The sequence below is a fragment of the Bacillus vallismortis genome, assembly GCF_040784915.1.
GTDB classification, from domain to species: domain Bacteria; phylum Bacillota; class Bacilli; order Bacillales; family Bacillaceae; genus Bacillus; species Bacillus subtilis_G.
The window spans coordinates 1,109,256-1,125,607 of the sequence record NZ_CP160797.1 but is presented as its reverse complement, the minus strand read 5'-3'; the positions used below and the strand labels follow the sequence as shown (position 1 = coordinate 1,125,607).

The 16,352-nt window shown below is 44.1% G+C and carries 20 protein-coding genes; 9 read left to right on the top strand and 11 right to left on the bottom strand.

What is annotated here, in order from left to right; genetic code table 11:
- Positions 1 to 334: 334 nt before the first annotated feature.
- From ABZM97_RS05595 to trpP, 3 genes are all read left to right on the top strand, one after another.
- The gene (locus tag ABZM97_RS05595) at positions 335 to 772 is read left to right on the top strand and encodes an HIT family protein (protein WP_367387299.1); all 438 of its coding nucleotides are present in this window, start codon (positions 335 to 337) and stop codon (positions 770 to 772) included.
- 148 nt (positions 773 to 920) lie between these two features.
- Complete coding sequence (gene serC, locus ABZM97_RS05590) at positions 921 to 2,000, top strand: phosphoserine transaminase (RefSeq protein WP_367387298.1); 1,080 nt, start codon at positions 921 to 923, stop codon at positions 1,998 to 2,000.
- A gap of 123 nt (positions 2,001 to 2,123) precedes the next feature.
- Entirely contained in the window at positions 2,124 to 2,642 is a 519-nt protein-coding gene (gene trpP, locus ABZM97_RS05585; RefSeq protein ID WP_087991243.1) for a tryptophan transporter TrpP, read from the top strand.
- A gap of 73 nt (positions 2,643 to 2,715) precedes the next feature.
- On the opposite strand, the gene ABZM97_RS05580 is transcribed toward trpP, so the two are convergent.
- Positions 2,716 to 2,907 (bottom strand): hypothetical protein, encoded by a 192-nt coding sequence (locus tag ABZM97_RS05580; protein WP_087991242.1) that lies wholly within the window; start codon positions 2,905 to 2,907, stop codon positions 2,716 to 2,718.
- Between the two features lie 128 nt (positions 2,908 to 3,035).
- On the opposite strand from ABZM97_RS05580, the gene ABZM97_RS05575 reads away from it, so the two are divergent.
- Entirely contained in the window at positions 3,036 to 3,392 is a 357-nt protein-coding gene (locus ABZM97_RS05575) for a YtxH domain-containing protein (protein WP_010329248.1), read from the top strand.
- Positions 3,393 to 3,570: 178 nt separating this feature from the next.
- Entirely contained in the window at positions 3,571 to 4,182 is a 612-nt protein-coding gene (locus ABZM97_RS05570) for an HTH-type transcriptional regulator Hpr (RefSeq protein ID WP_087991241.1), read from the top strand.
- On the opposite strand, the gene ABZM97_RS05565 is transcribed toward ABZM97_RS05570, so the two are convergent.
- Positions 4,179 to 4,520, bottom strand: coding sequence for a YhaI family protein (locus ABZM97_RS05565; RefSeq protein ID WP_087991240.1), 342 nt, complete (start codon positions 4,518 to 4,520; stop codon positions 4,179 to 4,181). The two genes, ABZM97_RS05570 and ABZM97_RS05565, sit on opposite strands and share 4 nt — an antisense overlap.
- Before the next feature lie 207 nt (positions 4,521 to 4,727).
- On the opposite strand from ABZM97_RS05565, the gene ABZM97_RS05560 reads away from it, so the two are divergent.
- A complete protein-coding gene (locus ABZM97_RS05560; RefSeq protein WP_087991301.1) occupies positions 4,728 to 5,246 on the top strand; it encodes a DUF3267 domain-containing protein in 519 nt (172 codons plus the stop codon).
- A gap of 341 nt (positions 5,247 to 5,587) precedes the next feature.
- Here ABZM97_RS05560 and yhzE2 read toward each other — a convergent pair whose 3' ends face one another.
- The gene (gene yhzE2, locus ABZM97_RS05555; RefSeq protein ID WP_032681524.1) at positions 5,588 to 5,674 is read right to left on the bottom strand and encodes a sporulation protein YhzE2; all 87 of its coding nucleotides are present in this window, start codon (positions 5,672 to 5,674) and stop codon (positions 5,588 to 5,590) included.
- A gap of 124 nt (positions 5,675 to 5,798) precedes the next feature.
- Positions 5,799 to 5,885, bottom strand: a complete 87-nt coding sequence (yhzE1, locus tag ABZM97_RS05550) for a sporulation protein YhzE1 (RefSeq protein WP_003327753.1) — start codon at positions 5,883 to 5,885, stop codon at positions 5,799 to 5,801.
- Positions 5,886 to 6,044: 159 nt separating this feature from the next.
- Between yhzE1 and ABZM97_RS05545 the strand changes: the two genes are divergently transcribed.
- A complete protein-coding gene (locus tag ABZM97_RS05545; protein ID WP_367387297.1) occupies positions 6,045 to 6,911 on the top strand; it encodes a peptidylprolyl isomerase in 867 nt (288 codons plus the stop codon).
- Positions 6,912 to 6,951: 40 nt separating this feature from the next.
- Here ABZM97_RS05545 and ABZM97_RS05540 read toward each other — a convergent pair whose 3' ends face one another.
- From ABZM97_RS05540 to ABZM97_RS05515, 6 genes are all read right to left on the bottom strand, one after another.
- Positions 6,952 to 7,164 (bottom strand): sporulation YhaL family protein, encoded by a 213-nt coding sequence (locus ABZM97_RS05540; RefSeq protein WP_087991238.1) that lies wholly within the window; start codon positions 7,162 to 7,164, stop codon positions 6,952 to 6,954.
- Positions 7,165 to 7,289: 125 nt separating this feature from the next.
- On the bottom strand, positions 7,290 to 8,234 hold the full coding sequence (gene yhaM, locus ABZM97_RS05535; RefSeq protein WP_087991237.1) for a 3'-5' exoribonuclease YhaM: 945 nt from the start codon (positions 8,232 to 8,234) through the stop codon (positions 7,290 to 7,292).
- 78 nt (positions 8,235 to 8,312) lie between these two features.
- On the bottom strand, positions 8,313 to 11,210 hold the full coding sequence (locus tag ABZM97_RS05530; RefSeq protein ID WP_367387484.1) for an AAA family ATPase: 2,898 nt from the start codon (positions 11,208 to 11,210) through the stop codon (positions 8,313 to 8,315).
- A 4-nt stretch (positions 11,211 to 11,214) separates the two neighbouring features.
- Entirely contained in the window at positions 11,215 to 12,441 is a 1,227-nt protein-coding gene (locus ABZM97_RS05525) for a DNA repair exonuclease (RefSeq protein ID WP_202328495.1), read from the bottom strand.
- A 106-nt stretch (positions 12,442 to 12,547) separates the two neighbouring features.
- A complete protein-coding gene (locus ABZM97_RS05520; protein WP_202328496.1) occupies positions 12,548 to 13,807 on the bottom strand; it encodes an ABC transporter permease in 1,260 nt (419 codons plus the stop codon).
- A complete protein-coding gene (locus ABZM97_RS05515; RefSeq protein ID WP_087991234.1) occupies positions 13,800 to 14,696 on the bottom strand; it encodes an ABC transporter ATP-binding protein in 897 nt (298 codons plus the stop codon). Before ABZM97_RS05515 ends, ABZM97_RS05520 begins: the two co-directional genes overlap by 8 nt.
- A gap of 133 nt (positions 14,697 to 14,829) precedes the next feature.
- Here ABZM97_RS05515 and ABZM97_RS05510 point away from each other — a divergent pair, with 133 nt between their 5' ends.
- A complete protein-coding gene (locus tag ABZM97_RS05510) occupies positions 14,830 to 15,015 on the top strand; it encodes a YhzD family protein (protein WP_202328498.1) in 186 nt (61 codons plus the stop codon).
- A 20-nt stretch (positions 15,016 to 15,035) separates the two neighbouring features.
- Here the strand turns inward: ABZM97_RS05510 and ABZM97_RS05505 are convergent, their stop codons facing one another.
- Positions 15,036 to 15,803 carry an enoyl-CoA hydratase gene (locus ABZM97_RS05505; RefSeq protein ID WP_367387296.1) on the bottom strand — a complete coding sequence of 256 codons (768 nt, stop codon included), beginning with the start codon at positions 15,801 to 15,803 and terminating at the stop codon, positions 15,036 to 15,038.
- A gap of 177 nt (positions 15,804 to 15,980) precedes the next feature.
- On the opposite strand from ABZM97_RS05505, the gene ABZM97_RS05500 reads away from it, so the two are divergent.
- Positions 15,981 to 16,298 carry a hypothetical protein gene (locus ABZM97_RS05500; RefSeq protein ID WP_148964141.1) on the top strand — a complete coding sequence of 106 codons (318 nt, stop codon included), beginning with the start codon at positions 15,981 to 15,983 and terminating at the stop codon, positions 16,296 to 16,298.
- Positions 16,299 to 16,352 lie beyond the last annotated feature (54 nt).

Here is a 16,352-nt window from a genome sequence, read left to right as displayed (position 1 = left end):
AAAATGAGGTGTTTGTCAAAGACGTCTTAGATACAGTTGGATAGAAAATAAACATGTCCAATGCTCAAACCTTTTCTCTTCACTGAACTTGATGAATTCTTCTATGAAGCAAATTGTCAAATGAGGTGTTTATCGCAGGAATCGTTAGGCATTAAACAAGTCTTCATTTTATCGACAAATGAGGTGCTTACCAAAGGCATATCACATTTTCTTCATAAAGCTCTTCCTCTGCATTCAGGGTGAACGCTCGCCGTTCATCCTGTTTTCTATTTCCAGCATTTCTGTGGTACGATGAGTGTATACATACGAAACAATTTCATAAGGAGGAACTTTCATGCATAATGCAGAGAATTGTATCTTTTGTAAAATTATTGCCGGTGACATTCCATCCGCAAAGGTGTATGAAGATGAACACGTGCTTGCCTTCCTTGATATCAGCCAAGTGACAAAGGGACACACGCTTGTCATTCCGAAAACGCATATCGAAAACGTGTATGAATTTACGGATGAATTAGCAAAACAATATTTTCACGCTGTTCCGAAAATCGCCCGCGCCATCCGGAATGAATTTGAACCGATCGGCTTAAATACGCTGAACAATAACGGCGAAAAAGCAGGACAATCTGTTTTCCATTATCATATGCATATTATCCCGCGCTACGGAAAAGGAGACGGATTCGGAGCCGTTTGGAAAACACATGCTGATGATTACAAACCGGAGGATCTGCAGACCATCTCTTCCTCTATCGCGAAACGCCTGGCCTCATCATAAGATGGGGTTATTTTATTTGTGAGCATTTATAGCAAACATCCGTCAATTTCTTTTGATTATTCTAATTTTTTATACAAAAACTGCATTTTTGTGATAGGATAATTGTATTATTTTATACATTAACGTGGAGAACAGGGAGAGGATCATAATGGAACGCACAACAAATTTTAACGCAGGTCCTGCAGCGCTGCCATTGGAAGTTCTGCAAAAAGCACAGAAAGAATTTATTGATTTTAACGAATCCGGCATGTCCGTTATGGAGCTTTCCCACCGCAGCAAAGAATACGAAGCGGTGCACCAAAAAGCGAAAAACCTTTTAATCGAACTGATGGGCATCCCGGAAGATTACGATATTTTGTTTCTTCAAGGCGGGGCAAGCCTTCAATTCTCAATGCTTCCGATGAACTTTTTAACACCTGATAAAACCGCACATTTTGTAATGACTGGGGCTTGGTCCGAAAAAGCCCTCGCTGAAGCAAAGCTCTTCGGGAACATCTCTATGACAGCGACAAGCGAGGCAGACAATTACAGCTTTATTCCTGAAGTTGACCTTACAGATGTAAAAGACGGCGCGTATTTACATATCACGTCCAACAATACGATTTTCGGCACACAGTGGCAAGAATTCCCGGATTCCCCTATTCCGCTTGTCGCTGACATGTCCAGCGATATTTTAAGCAGAAAAATCGATGTGCCCAAATTTGACGTGATTTACGGAGGCGCCCAAAAGAACCTCGGCCCTTCCGGTGTGACAGTTGTCATCATGAAAAAAACGTGGCTGCAAAATGAAAATGCGAACGTTCCAAAAATCCTGACATATTCAACGCATGTCAAAGCGGATTCACTTTACAACACTCCGCCGACATTTGCGATTTATATGCTGAGCCTTGTTCTGGAATGGCTGAAAGAAAACGGCGGTGTTGAAGCTGCTGAACAACGTAATGAACAAAAAGCGCAGGTGCTCTACAGCTGCATTGATGAAAGCGGCGGATTCTATAAAGGACATGCCAGAAAGGACAGCCGCTCACGCATGAATGTTACCTTCACGCTTCGTAATGACGAATTAACGAAAACATTCGTTCAGGAAGCAAAAGAAGCAAAGATGATCGGCCTTGGCGGACACCGTTCAGTAGGAGGCTGCCGTGCTTCTATTTATAACGCGGTGTCTCTCGAAGACTGTGAAAAATTAGCTGCGTTCATGAAGAAATTCCAGCAGGAAAATGAGTAAAAAGTCTGGCTATGCAAACCGTTCGTTTGGTATACTGTTTGCATATCACATTCTTTAAGCCTTCGCAATAAATGACGAGCATATTATTGGAGGGCAAAAAGCTTAGCAGAGGAGAGCATAGATATGAAAACAAAAGAGTTAGTCATTATGGCTCTGTTTGCCGCAATCGGCGCAGCGCTTCATTCCATTATTCCGCCCTTTTTAGGCGGCATGAAACCAGATATGATGTTGATCATGATGTTCATGGGCATCCTTCTGTTCCCGCGGGTGCAAAATGTACTCGTCATTGGGATTGTGACCGGAATCATTTCCGCACTTACAACCGCATTTCCAGCCGGACAGATTCCTAACATCATCGATAAACCCGTGTCAGCGTTTCTGTTCTTCATCCTGTTCCTTTTGTTCAGAAAGAGCCAGAAAACAGGTGCAGCCGCAGTTCTGACAGCGATCGGGACCATTTTATCGGGCATTGTATTTTTATCGTCAGCTTTATTGATCGTCGGTTTGCCTGGCGGTTTCGCCGCATTGTTCGCGGCTGTTGTTCTGCCGGCCGCTGTACTGAACACAATCGCAATGATTATTATTTATCCGATTGTGCAAACCATTTTAAAACGTTCAAGCTTTATGGAAGCTGCTGAATAATTGTCACCCAAAACCTCTTCCGCTTCCGGGAGAGGTTTTTTTCGACAGAGAGTCCGCAGCCTGTCAGCATGTTTTAAGCAAAGAGTTTTGTGAAAAAGATAAGACATAGTGTAAAGGCGGTTCCGGTTGAACAAACAAGCGCTTTCTGCCGGATGACCTTCTTGGGCGGATAAGAAGCAGCCTGGCTGAGGAGTCTGATATAGTAAACAGCGCCTGAAGCGAAGGCAAGGGTGATGCAGGATAACACAATTATAAAGACAGACAACCTTCTCCCTCCTTTTCACTTAAAAAATATGCTAAAATAAAGCAAGCTATGTATAGAAGTTCAGGCTTTCAACAAAAACAAAAATACTGAATGAATCCTATTTTCAAGAAAAAGACGGGGTGATTGTAATGGCGGACGGACGTTCTCTGCTAACAGGACTATTCGTAGGCGGCATTATCGGAGGGGCTGCAGTTCTTCTTACTGCACCTTCCTCAGGAGCGCAGCTGCGTGAAAAAATGAAAACCAATTATGATTCTTTCGAAGAAACGATCAAACGCTTAAAATCAGACGGGCTTGCGTTAAAAGACCAGCTGATCAAAGCGGCCAAAGAAAGTACAGATGTCATTAAAGATGTGAGCGGCGAGCTCCAAACGTCAATTAAAAAATGGCAGGAAGAGATCAAACCTCACCAACAGGATCTGCAAAAAGAAATCGCTGATATTGAAGAGAAGATCAAACAGCTGGAGAAAACCTTACAAAACTAATATCCTATTCAAAAGAAAAAAATGCGGGCCAAAACTGGACCCGCATTTTTTTTTGACCGAAAAAGCCTCTCACCGCAACGGATTGTGAATTTATTAAAAAATTCTTAAATTTTCATCTTTATTAATCTTTATTTTATTGGCATAATAGAGAAAAAGAAAAAGAGAAGCAGGTGACGTAATGAATCGAGTGGAACCGCCTTATGATGTGAAAGAGGCTCTGGTCTTCACCCAGAAAATGGCTCAGCTTAGCAAAGCTCTTTGGAAATCGATTGAGAAGGATTGGCAGCAATGGCTTAAACCGTATGACCTGAATATTAATGAGCATCATATTTTATGGATTGCGTATCAATTGAATGGAGCTTCCATTTCTGAAATCGCGAAATTCGGGGTCATGCACGTATCAACCGCATTCAACTTTTCAAAAAAGCTGGAAGAGCGAGGATATTTAAGATTCTCCAAACGGCTGAATGATAAACGGAACACATACGTCCAATTGACTGAGGAAGGGAATGAAGTATTCTGGAGCTTGCTCGAGGAATTCGATCCGACTCGCAACGCGGTTTTTAAAGGATCACAGCCACTTTATCATTTATTCGGAAAATTCCCTGAAGTGGCAGAACTGATGTGTATGATACGCCATATTTACGGCGATGATTTTATGGAAATTTTCGAAACGTCACTCACCAATATTGACAATGACTTTGAAAGCGTAAACGGAAAACTGAAGAAAAAAGCAAAGGACAGTGCTGCGGATGAACCGGCAGAAGAGCTCGAACCTGTAAACAGTTAATCAAAGTGCTTCATGATGCCGATAAAGACTTCCATCAGCTCTTGATAAAGCCCCTGCTCATATAGGGAAAAAATAGTTTCATGAACATCTAATTTTTCATTCAGCTGTCCGGCAAATAGCGCAAGGAGCTTATCGAAGGTTACAAATCCTTGCGCTTTTTGTGCTGCCAGCTCATCCGACAATTCATCGCATATCCTCATAACCTCTTCCCCTTCTTCCCTGCTCAGCCCTTTGTCAATGAGAAGCGCATAGAAAGGGTACCTGTCCATATCTACTGTTTTCACTAATAATTGTATGTAATATTCTAATCGCTCAATGCGATGATCCATCGAATCCATCCACACCACTTCTTTCTATCTTTAATCTTATTTTAGCTGATAATTCACTGAGAAGAAAGTTCTAACCCCATATTTCGCAGTTTGTTTGCTTGTTTCAAAAAAATAACTGCCGGATGATATTTTTTCTTAAAAAAGCATTGATTTTTTCTCTTAGGAGGAGTAAATTATTTTGAGATTCTAATCAAGATGTATGGAAGGATGACTTTAATGAATTGCTGGAAGACCATAAATCTCATGAAGGATTATGGCGCCGTTCGCATCATATTAATTGCTGTATGTTTTATGATTTTAGTTTTTATATCTACCTTTTTAGCATTTGAGCTGCTGCGGCCCGGCACAAGCTTAAGCGATGAATATGTACCTGTATTCGGCGGATTGCTCGTCTTTATTTTATTTGCACATAAAGTCATCCATGTCCTGCCGATCATCTGCAAAAAAAGAAAATCAGAAAAAAAGTTTTTCATATTGCGCATGCGCGCATGGAAACGGATACCAAAAACGACTATGCTGATTTCACTGGTAAGCCCGTTTTTACTGATAACGCCTGTATTGTTTTACGCTGCGCTAGCTTTTCCAAATCATGCCCATTATTTCTGCATGATTTCGGGCATTCATGCCGGCTACTGTCTGCCCGACTTCTTGCTGGCCCTCAAGCTGATACAAGCGCCGAAAGCCGCTTTTATTGACCAGGAAGCAGACGGCTTGGATATTCTTGTTGAAAAGTAGCCAAACCTTGTCGCTAGTAGCGATTTTTCAATTTGCATTCTATCTTTTTTAATAAATATTTGGTAATGTAATATGGGACAGTTCAGAGAGAGGGGGAATCTCCCATCATTTTATTCTATTTTATCGTGGCTGCCATGTTTATTTTATATTTCATAAACAGGCTCACCAATACACTATGCCTTGTCAGAGAGATTCCTGAAGAGCGGCAGGATAAGGTATTCCGATTTATCAATGTATCTATATTAATTTTACTGATCTCTTCATTTGTGGAGATCTCCTTTACTGTGTAAATATGAAAGAAAGCCTGGCTGCTGATTCAGCAGCCAGGCTTTTTATTTTGATTAGCACAGCCAAGAAGCGCCGATGATAATCAATAAAATAAATAACACAACCAATAAAGCGAAACCGCCTGCAAATACTTCACCCATCTTAAAAAGCACCTCCTGTAAAAAGCTTTATTTTCCAATTACATCTTATGCAATTCATGATTGAAACGATTAGGCGCTAGTGAAAATAAAGGATCGCTTATCTTGCAAGCGATCCCCGGGTTGCTTAGTAGATGTAAGCTGCACCTACGATGATAAGCAAAATGAACAGTACGACAAGCAATGCGAAACCGTTAGAGTATCCTCCGCTCATGTTACATACCTCCTTTTCTTGATCAATATATAAGTATGCCATCAGCAAAAGTTTGACTAGACGAATGCCCTTTATTTAAAATCTTTTTACAGAAAGCCACAATGTGTTATGATACGCTTAGGTAATTTAATTTGGAATGATTAGGAGTGTTTGAAAACAATGAAAAAAATTGCAATAGCAGCTATTACCGCGACAAGCATCCTCGCTCTCAGTGCTTGCAGCGGCGGCGACAAAGAAGTCATCGCAAAAACAGACGCAGGCGATGTAACGAAAGGCGAGCTTTACACAAACATGAAGAAAACAGCTGGTGCAAGCGTCCTGACACAGCTAGTGCAAGAAAAAGTATTGGACGAGAAATATAAAGTGACAGATAAAGAAATTGACAATAAGCTGAAAGAATACAAAACACAGCTTGGCGATCAATATACTGCCCTCGAAAAGCAATATGGAAAAGATTACCTTAAAGAGCAAGTAAAATATGAATTGCTTACACAAAAAGCGGCTAAAGATCAAATTAAAGTAACAGATGCTGATACCAAAGAATACTGGGAAGGCTTAAAAAACAAAATCCGCGCAAGCCACATCCTTGTCGCTGATAAAAAGACAGCTGAGGAAGTAGAGAAAAAGCTGAAAAAAGGCGAGAAATTTGAAGACCTTGCGAAAGAATACTCTACGGATGAACGTTCATCTTCACAAGGCGGGGACCTTGGCTGGTTCGCCAAAGACGGTATGATAGCTGATTTCAGCAAAGTTGCATTTAAATTAAAAACAGATGAAGTCAGCGATCCTGTCAAAACGCAGTACGGCTACCACATCATTAAAAAGACGGAAGAACGCGGCAAATACGATGACATGAAAAAAGAACTGAAACCTGAAGTTCTTGAACAAAAACTAAATGACAACGCAGCCGTTCAGGAAGCTATTCAAAAAGTCATGAAGAAAGCTGATATCGAAGTAAAAGATAAAGATCTGAAAGACACATTTAATACTTCTTCAACAAGCGAGAGCACATCTAGTTCTAAATAATAAAAAAAGCTGTGCAGGCTCATCGAGCTGCACAGCTTTTTTATGCGATGGAATGGTTTTGATTTTCGTCTTCAGGCCGCTGAGAACTGCGGCGCTCTCTCTCCTTTTCCATCCTCTCCATATATATCTGCCCTTCTTTTTCAATAAAGGACTGGTCCGCTTTTTCTTCCTCTTTTGCTGCCGCCACAATTTTATATGCACTGAAAATGATGCCTACAATACAAAGATACACCCACCATGGAAAAAATAACACGGGCTTCTCCCCCTTTTACATAGATTCTTTATTCTTAAATCTATGCGGGAATGAGACGAGTTATGAGCGCCAAAAGCGCATAAAAAAGGACTGACCTGAATGGTTCAGAATCAGTCCTTTTTTGATTATTTGTGAAAAGCCGGTTTGTAAAAGGAACGGTTTTCCAGTGCAAATACACGTTCAGTGTACTCGCCCGGCTTCACGCGCTCAAGCGCTCTATCCATCATATTCATTTTGGCATCCAGGTTGTCTATATAGTGCAGAATTTCCGCTTCTTTCACCATCGGCGGCTTCGGGCTTCCCCACTCCGCTTTGCCGTGGTGACTCAAAATCAAGTGCTGAAGAATTAACACCTCTTCAGAATCGATTTGAAGCTCTTCAGCCGCTTTTGACAGCTCTGTGACCATAATCGAAATATGGCCGAGCAAATTGCCTTCGACCGTATACGAAGTGGAAACAGGGCCGGACAGCTCTTTCACTTTTCCGAGATCATGCAGGATAACACCCGCATAAAGCAGATCGCGGTCAAGAGACGGATATAAATCCGCAATGGATTTCGCCAGATTCAGCATAGAGACGACATGATACGCTAAACCAGAGACAAACTCATGGTGATTTTTCGTAGCCGCCGGATAATCCATAAATTCTGCTTCGTGTTTTTTGACTAAAAACCTTGTAATCCGCTGGATATTCGGATTTTTCATTTCAAATATATATTGAGTGATGGTGTCCATCATTTCATTTTTCGGAATGGGCGCGGTTTCTAAAAAATCATCAATATTGACGTCTTCATGCTCGCTCACTGGTCTGATATTTCTCAGCTTCAGCTGGGTGCGCCCCCGGTAATGGTGGACATCCCCCACAACCTTCACAATCGTCTGCGGCGCATAGGTCACTTCATCACTTTGCTTGGCATCCCACAGCTTCGCTTCAATATCGCCTGACTGGTCTTGCAGCATCAGCGTTAAAAATGGTTTCCCGTTGCTCGCAATCCCTTTCGTCAAGGATTTAATCAATAGATATTGGTCCACCTGTTCGCCAACCTCATGTAGCATAATCCCTTTAGCCATTCTATTAAAGCTCCCTCCGTATCTTATCTTACATAATACCAGTATATCACATACCGATTTACAGCTATAGAACCTCTTTTATGACACCAAATGAATGATTTCGCTGCTTTTAAACGCATCCTTTACATGATCATGACATGTAAAATACAAAATCTGCCTTCCGCCTTCACATAAATCATAAAGAACGTCTAATACACGTTTGAGCCTTTCCTGATCAAAATGAACAAAGCTGTCATCCAGCTGGAATGGAAGCCTTGACCCATCCTGACGCGTAACGGCCAGAGCAAATCGGATCGCTGTATACAGCTGCTCACACGTCCCCTGTGACAGCTCTTCCGCTTGATAGACCGTTCCATCACAATGCATGACCATAATGGAATCATCCGTTTCGGAAAAATAAATCGTTTGGTAGCTTCCATCAGTCAGCGGGCGGAAAAATTCTCCGGCCGTCTCCAGAAGGCGCGGGAGCTCGACTTTTTTATGCCGCTCCAATTTGTTTCTGATCACTTGTTTGATCATTTGGATCGAGGCCCATTTTTTAGCGGTGTCTTTCACACGTTCCTTTTGCATTTCGGTTTGCAGCTTGAGGTCTGAGACCAACCCCGAAGCCTCTAACTGTTCCTGTTTGACAAAGAGCAATGCGATTTGGCTGCGAAGCTGTTGGATCTCCTCAGTCAGCCGCTCTTTTCTTTCCTTCTCAATTAATTGCTTGTTTTTCAATTCAGAAAGCGTATTGGAATCCGCCAGTTCAAGCTCAACCGGGTGTACGCTTTGAAGCTGCGCGTTTACATGATGGAGCTTGTTCTCCGTATCCTTCAGTTGCCTGCTGATCTCAGCTATTGCGCAAAACTCATTTCTGTCTTTTGCAGCCGCCGCGGCAAATAACTGTTCGATCCGGGCTTCAAAATACTGGATTTCTTGTTCCAGCTCCAGCAGCTGTTCCTTTGTATAATGAATATCTGTTTCAATTCCTTTTCTTTGTTTCTCGATTTCTTTTTCACGTTCAACGTTTTTCCGCAGTGTGTGAAGGGCGTCCGAGATGGACATATTCTGACTCTGATCCGCAGGATAAAGCATGCTGACGCGTTCTTCGAATGTTCGCCGGCGCTTTTTCAGCCTGCCTGCTTCAATTGTCAGCTCATGCTTTTTCTTCACGTCTTTTTTGACATCCTTCATTAAGCTGTATGCATCAAGCAAAAAAGACGGATCTTCCATGAATCGGAGCTCCTTCATAAAACGCTCGACCTGAGTAAAGGACGGGGCCATATCGGTTTCCCACTGTTCAAACTGCTGGATGACCCTTTCATAAGCAGCCTCTTTTTGCTGGAGCACTGCCCGCTGTGTGATGAGATGCTGTTTATTGCGGTCATCCTCCCATAACGCTTCTCTCAGCGCTTCGGCTTCTGCCGGCGACATGTCCGTCACTGGCTGTCTCGTCTCCCGGCTGTTTCGGGAAGACGGTGTTTTTTTACCTAATGCAAGCCAATACACAACCAGTGCAGCGCCGATGCTTATGGCAGGAATCCATTGCTGCAGCAGCAGAAAGAGAACGATGAACAACATACCAGCTGCAATGACAGTCTTTTTCTGTTTAACCTGCTGCCTTTCAAAAAACTTCAGCTGTTCTCGCAGCTTCGCTTGCTCTTGATGCTGCCCCTGTGCTTCATCATATGCTTTAAGGGCCGATTCTTTATCTTTTCTATTGCTGTTTTCAAGGGTGGCGGACGAAGCGGCATGAACGGCCTTTTCTGCGTCTTCCAGCTCTTGCCGGGCAAGTTCAAACGTCTCATCAAGCTGCCGTTTTCTGTCTCTTGCCCGCACATATTGCTGCACCGCCTGCTGTAGCTGCCATTCATAGTCATATGACGTGTTCATATTCAGGAGTTCATTTTCATCCGTTTTATTGAGCTGTTCCAGCCCTGCCGCTGCCTGTGCGGACGACTGGCGAAGCTGTGCCTGAATGGCGGCGAGCTGTTCTCCGCAGGATTGGTACATATGAAACGCTGCGGAAAGCTCTTGTATCAGCGTTTCTTTCGCCAACATTTCTTGATCCGGATTAAGCTTTTGCACCTGTTTGTCAAGCTCCGCCATCTTCACTCGAAGCGCCTCCGCCTGTGCGGATTTCGGGTGAAGATGAAATTCATATTTTTCCAGCTGGTGCAGCCCGTCAGCCGGAAATTGTCCCGCCTGTTCCGGATATTGTGCCATCGCCTGTTCGAGCGCCGCTTTTTCATTTAACAGCGGCTTCAGCTCAATCGCTCCCTCAAACGATCGGATATGTCCTGCCGCCTCTTGCAATCCGGTATCTGCGGCTGCAAGACGGGATTCGAGCGTTCTTTTTTCTTCAAGAAGCTGATGATAACCCGCTTCCTCTGCTTCAGCCTGTTTTAGCTTCGCTGCCAGCTGCTTAAGCGTTTCCAGCTCTTGATTCAATTGAGGATTTCGCCCGTTTGGTTTATAGAGGATTTCGCTTTCCTTTGTCAGCCGTGAATCAAGCTTAGATATAGCTTCAGCGCCAAACAAGCTGGAAAACAGCAGAAATTCCCCAATCTTGTCCCGATTAAAGGCGTGAATTTCCTGCAGCCCGAATACATCAAATGAATAAATGGCTTTATACAGCGCCCTGTCCGTGCCTTGAAACAGCTGCTTTAAAACATCTCCCTGCTTCACTTCGCCGTTTTCTGTGTACACTCTTAGCTTTTCGGCAGTCCCTTTCGTCCGTTCGATCCTCAACACCCCATATTCGGGATGTTCAGCTTCAAGAACACCTCCGTAGACACCGCCTGTTTTCGGTTCATATTTTTTCGTTTTCGGAAAACCAAACAGCATGCTTTCAATAAATGACATCATCGTCGTTTTTCCTGCCTCATTTAATCCGTAGATTAATTGGACAGGCGAGGCGGAAAAGTGAAAGGTCCGATTGGAAAATTTCCCGTATTGGTAGATATGTAAAGATTTAATTCGCAAAGCTTTCACCGCCTCATGTTTCAAGCACCTTAAGCTGTCTTTTCAATAAAATCTGTGCCTGCTCTTTTATTTCCTTTAGCTCCTCTTGGCTAAACCGGTCCGCGTGCCTTCTATACACAGGATTCCGCTCAAGCCCCTCCAGCACATCTGACAGATCGCCGCGATCAATGTCAGTAAATAAACCGCCAAAAAAAGGATCAAGGCTTGTAAGGTTTGTTTCATGTTCTGTCTCGTCTTCCAATGAGAGCGGCCAAATGAAGTGTTCTTCCTCCGCCTCTTGCTCCTGAAACGCTTCAAGAAGCTCATCCAAAGTGCCTCTCGGCGCCTCCAGCAGCCATTGTGGTGCGGCCCCTTGCAACACGAGTCTGACACAAACAGGGCTCCCCTTTATCCGCAGCTTCGAAAACGCGTCCTCAATCATTTGGAAAAGGGCGGTCACATTCTTTGCCTCCGTCACATCAACTGCCGCTTTTTCCCACAGGACATCATGCGCTTTCTGGAAGTCATACGAAATGTCTCCGCTGGCCACACGAACGAGATAATAGCCTTTGTCTCCCGTCTCCTTCATATGGCGCGCTTGCATGTTTCCCGGATAGATGACCGCCGGGTGCTCGGCAGAAAGAATCTGGCGTTTATGAATATGGCCAAGCGCCCAATAATCCATCCCGCTTTTCACGAGATCATCATGTGTAAACGGGCAATACGGATCGTGTCCTTCAGCTCCTGACAGCGTGCCGTGAAGCATACCGATATGAAACGGCGCGTCAGTCGACCTCCGATAGCGGACGGCTTGGTTTTCCGTCACGGCTCTCTCCTGATAACTGAAGCCGTAAATGCTTGCCATGCGCCTGCCTTCCTTATAAAACGATTTTTCTTCAGGTACAGCGGACGAAAAAATATGGACATTCTCAGGCCATTCAATCGGCGTCCACTCCCCGCCAAGATGATCGTGGTTCCCAAAGATCACATAAACTGAAATCCCGCACTCTCTGAGTCTTTCAAACTGCTTTCTTAAAAAGAGCTGGGCCTTTAAACTTCGATTGGCTTCGTCGAACAGGTCCCCCGCCAGCAAAATGAAATCAACGTTTTCTCTCACTGCGGCATCAATCATATGTCTCACGCTTGCAAACGTGCTTTCTTTGATCCGGGCAAAAATCGGTTCCGGCAGATGCGATATCCCATAAAACGGGCTGTCGAGATGTAGATCTGCCGCATGAATAAAGGTTAGATCAGTCAACATTCTGCTCCTTTCCAGGATGAAGTACCCTTATTTTAGCACCGAATTCTGGCGAATGCACGTTCTGTCAAAAAAGAAACAGCCTGAGGATGCCCAGGCTGTTTTTCAATCAGTTTTTCGCTAAACGAAGCGCTTGTTTGATCGCTTTGAACGCGCTTGAATTGCCGTAAATCAACACACCGCCTTTGTAAATTCTGGCGCCGATGACAGCCAGTATGACGATGGTAAGCAGTGTGATTCCAATTCCAGTAGCTGCCTGCCAAAACGGAATATCAAGCATGCCAACGCGCAAGAACATAATCATTGGCGTAAAGAAAGGAATAAACGAGGTTACCGTAATAAATCCTGCGTCAGGTGCATTCAAGCCGAACATCGCAATCATAAAACCGGCGACAACCAAAAGTGTCATTGGCGTGATCGTTTGCTGCACGTCCTCTATTCTGCTGACGACACTGCCGAGAAACGCGGCAAGTGTCGCGTATAAAAAGTATCCGAGCAAAAAGAAAATCACAGCATAGATGACAGTGGCTGCTGAAACGTCGGTCAGATTAAGGAATCCTCCGACAGATGAAGCTGTTTCGCTCGTTTTGTTCAGCTTTAGCGACAATGAGCCAGCAGCTATGATGACAGCAAGCTGCGTCATTCCGACGAGCCCGATGCCAAGCAGCTTTGCAAACATCTGCTGGATCGGCGGCATGCTCGAGATCAGAATTTCCATAACACGCGAGGATTTTTCGGTTGCGACCTCCATCGCAATCATACTGGCATACATAATGACTGAGAAATAAATGACAAACAGCATAATGTAAACAAGCCCCGCTGTTTGGCCAAGCTCTTCCTCAGACTTCGCCCCCTCTTTCAGCGTCTCCTGTCCGACAGTAACGGGCGCATAAAGACTGCTGATCGTTTCCTGCGAGACACCGAGATCCGCTGTTCCGACAGCCGTTTTGGTTTGCGTCAGCGCCTGCTGCAGCGTATGGTACGTGCTATCATCAGAAATCGTTAACGCTTTATAAGTTCCTGAAATGGCCCCTTTTTCATCTCGTTTGATGATGAGCATGCCATCGAGCGCTTCATCTTTGACTTGCTTTGTGACCTCATCCTCCGATTGCTTCGACTGCTTCACATCTAGACCGCCGTCTGTATCCACCGCTTTCAGCTGGTTCGAGAAAATCGGATATAATTCGTTTGTTTCATCAACAACGGCGATTTTTTCTTTCGTATCATCACCTTGAAACATAGAAATGATCGACTCCATATTCGTTACAACTAAAACAAGCAGTACCGTGATAACAGTCGAGATAATAAAGGATTTTGCCATTATTTTATTTTTATATGTATGAGAAAGCATGAGCCAAAATTTATTCATAGACGGCACCCACCTTTTCTATAAAAATATCGTGCAGTGACGGCTCTTCAAGCTCAAACTTTCTAATAAACCCTTTTCCTTGGAGCATGGCAAAGATCTCTTGAGAAATATCTTCATTAGCGATCTGCAACTTGACGCCGCCAGCCGTTTCCTTCCATTTGAGAATGCCTTCATGAGACTGCAAAAAACGCAGATCTTCATCGGAGTGGATCGTGACATTCTTCTTGCCGAAGGAACGCTTGATCTCCTTCAGCCTGCCTTGCACAACCGGCTTTCCTTTCTGTAATATGCACAGGTGCTCACAAAGCTCCTCCACATGCTCCATCCGGTGGCTGGAAAATAAAATAGAAACACCGCTGTTTTTAAGAGAAATCACAGACTCTTTTAACAGCTCAACATTGACAGGGTCCAGACCGCTGAACGGTTCATCAAGGATCAGCAGCTCCGGCTTATGCAAAACAGCCGAAATGAATTGGATTTTCTGCTGGTTTCCCTTCGAAAGCTCTTCCACCTTCTTATTCTCGTAATCTGTTATATTGAAGCGTTCAAGCCATGTTCCGAGCTCTTTTACAGCCTCCTGCTTCTCCATCCCTTTTAATCTGGCAAGATAGACAAGCTGATCTTTCACCTTCATTTTCGGATAAAGGCCCCGCTCTTCCGGCAAATAACCGATTTTGTTGCTGATACTGTAATTTACAGGACGGCCTTTCCAGCTGATTGAGCCCTCCGTAATGCTTAATAAACCAAGGATCATGCGAAACGTCGTCGTTTTTCCCGCTCCGTTTGCACCTAAAAGACCGAACATTTGCTGCTCCGGAATGTCTAAGTCCAATCCGTCAACAGCTTTATAATCTCCAAATGTCTTCGTTACGTGATCAATCTTAAGCACCAAATCTCCTCCTTCCCTGACCCATTATATACTAATTTTGGATCAAACTTAATAAAGGATTTTGAATTCTTTTTTAGAATATAAATATAAATGAAGAAAGACTGATAAACCTTGAAAATGGAGGGGAAACCTGATGGCTGATTATTTCCTTACAGCTTTTGAACCTTCGGGGGAAACACTGGTTAACGAGCGATTTGAGGCAGAGAATGAAGAAGCGGCTAAAATGCGTGGTGAAGCCCTATTAAAAGAAAAAGGGCTGCACAGTCACACCCATCGTGTAGTCAATGCAGCCGGAAAGCTGATTTTGTTTCATAGATGATCAGCTTTCCGGCTGATCTGTTACGCTTGAAACTTAGGCTCTCGTTTTTCCAAAAAGGCACGGATTCCTTCCTGGTGATCCTTGGTCCTTCTCATTTTCTCTTGGGCACTGCGTTCAAGGGCAAGCACCTTTTGCAGTTCTTCAAGCTGGAGGCTTTGAAAGATAGCTTTCGTTTCGATCATCGCCAAAAGAGGCGAGGCCAAAAGGGTTTCAATAAAGGGTCTTGCGCCTTCCTCAGGGTCTCCGGCAAACATCCCGTCAAGGAGGCCCATATCGGCGCCTTCCGCGGCGGAAATTTTTTTCCCGCTCCAAATGAGCTTTTTTGCCTTCGCTTCCCCAATTCTTTTCTTCAGCAAATAATGCCCTCCGCCGTCCGGAACAAGCCCAATGCCGATAAAATTCATCGCGAGAACGGCATTTTTTTCCACGAGCACAATGTCAGCGCAAAGCGCCAAACTCAGACCCAGTCCCGCAGCAGCGCCGTGAATAGCTGCAATTGTCACTTTCTTCATCTGATATAATGACAGAGTGACAGCCTCAATCGTATCCATCAGCCGCTTAAATTGATCAGGGTCATGCTCTGATGTCATCATCCGAATATCTCCGCCAGCTGAAAAGCCTCTCCCGGTTCCTCTCAGGAGAACGATGAGCGCCTCGCTTGCAGCCGCCTTTTCAACCGCCTCCTTCAGTTCAGACAGCATCTGTTCATTCAGGGCGTGATGGGCTTCAGGGCGATTCAAGATAATCTCCGCAACGGTTCCATTCGATTCATATTGAATAAACTCCATGTGAAGCACCTCCATGTATGCGTTTTCTTTTTTCTTTCTCCTATACATTCCCCGCCATCCTCTAATAAACCTTTTTATTTTTTAAGATCAATAGATACTGAAAAATGCATATTGTTTGAGTGGAAACATAAAGTTTTATATAGTGAAAGAGGGCTATTCGAAAGGAGGAGAGGAAGCATGGATAAATTGCTTGTCAGTTTACTGTTAAGTTTATTTGTGGTGTACTTTCCCCCTTCGGACGTCGTTCTGCCTTCCCAGCTTGAAGAAACCACTGACAGCTATGTGCCTATGTCCTCATATCCGCAGGAAACACAGTCGGCCAAAACGCCGTCGCCGGGCAGCCTGTACATCGCAGAGCTAATCAAAGAATACAGTCCGCTGGCGCTGTCTGTCAGGCAGCTGTCTGTCAAACCCCTTGACGAACCGCTGATAAACAGGCTGGAAAAGGTTTGCGCCGTCCCTGTCAAATACCAGTCTAATTACCTCCGAATATAAATGTTCTTGTTTGTAACTCACCCCATTAGCCAACACTACATTCGGAGGGATTTT

Coding starts and splice junctions, on each gene's coding strand:
- ABZM97_RS05595 (WP_367387299.1), top strand. CDS start 335: ATGCATAATGCAGAGAATTGTATCTTTTGTAAAATTATTGCCGGTGAC.
- serC (WP_367387298.1), top strand. CDS start 921: ATGGAACGCACAACAAATTTTAACGCAGGTCCTGCAGCGCTGCCATTG.
- trpP (WP_087991243.1), top strand. CDS start 2,124: ATGAAAACAAAAGAGTTAGTCATTATGGCTCTGTTTGCCGCAATCGGC.
- ABZM97_RS05575 (WP_010329248.1), top strand. CDS start 3,036: ATGGCGGACGGACGTTCTCTGCTAACAGGACTATTCGTAGGCGGCATT.
- ABZM97_RS05570 (WP_087991241.1), top strand. CDS start 3,571: ATGAATCGAGTGGAACCGCCTTATGATGTGAAAGAGGCTCTGGTCTTC.
- ABZM97_RS05565 (WP_087991240.1), bottom strand. CDS start 4,520: ATGGATTCGATGGATCATCGCATTGAGCGATTAGAATATTACATACAA.
- ABZM97_RS05560 (WP_087991301.1), top strand. CDS start 4,728: ATGAATTGCTGGAAGACCATAAATCTCATGAAGGATTATGGCGCCGTT.
- yhzE2 (WP_032681524.1), bottom strand. CDS start 5,674: ATGGGTGAAGTATTTGCAGGCGGTTTCGCTTTATTGGTTGTGTTATTT.
- yhzE1 (WP_003327753.1), bottom strand. CDS start 5,885: ATGAGCGGAGGATACTCTAACGGTTTCGCATTGCTTGTCGTACTGTTC.
- ABZM97_RS05545 (WP_367387297.1), top strand. CDS start 6,045: ATGAAAAAAATTGCAATAGCAGCTATTACCGCGACAAGCATCCTCGCT.
- yhaM (WP_087991237.1), bottom strand. CDS start 8,234: ATGGCTAAAGGGATTATGCTACATGAGGTTGGCGAACAGGTGGACCAA.
- ABZM97_RS05525 (WP_202328495.1), bottom strand. CDS start 12,441: ATGTTGACTGATCTAACCTTTATTCATGCGGCAGATCTACATCTCGAC.
- ABZM97_RS05520 (WP_202328496.1), bottom strand. CDS start 13,807: ATGAATAAATTTTGGCTCATGCTTTCTCATACATATAAAAATAAAATA.
- ABZM97_RS05510 (WP_202328498.1), top strand. CDS start 14,830: ATGGCTGATTATTTCCTTACAGCTTTTGAACCTTCGGGGGAAACACTG.
- ABZM97_RS05505 (WP_367387296.1), bottom strand. CDS start 15,803: ATGGAGTTTATTCAATATGAATCGAATGGAACCGTTGCGGAGATTATC.
- ABZM97_RS05500 (WP_148964141.1), top strand. CDS start 15,981: ATGGATAAATTGCTTGTCAGTTTACTGTTAAGTTTATTTGTGGTGTAC.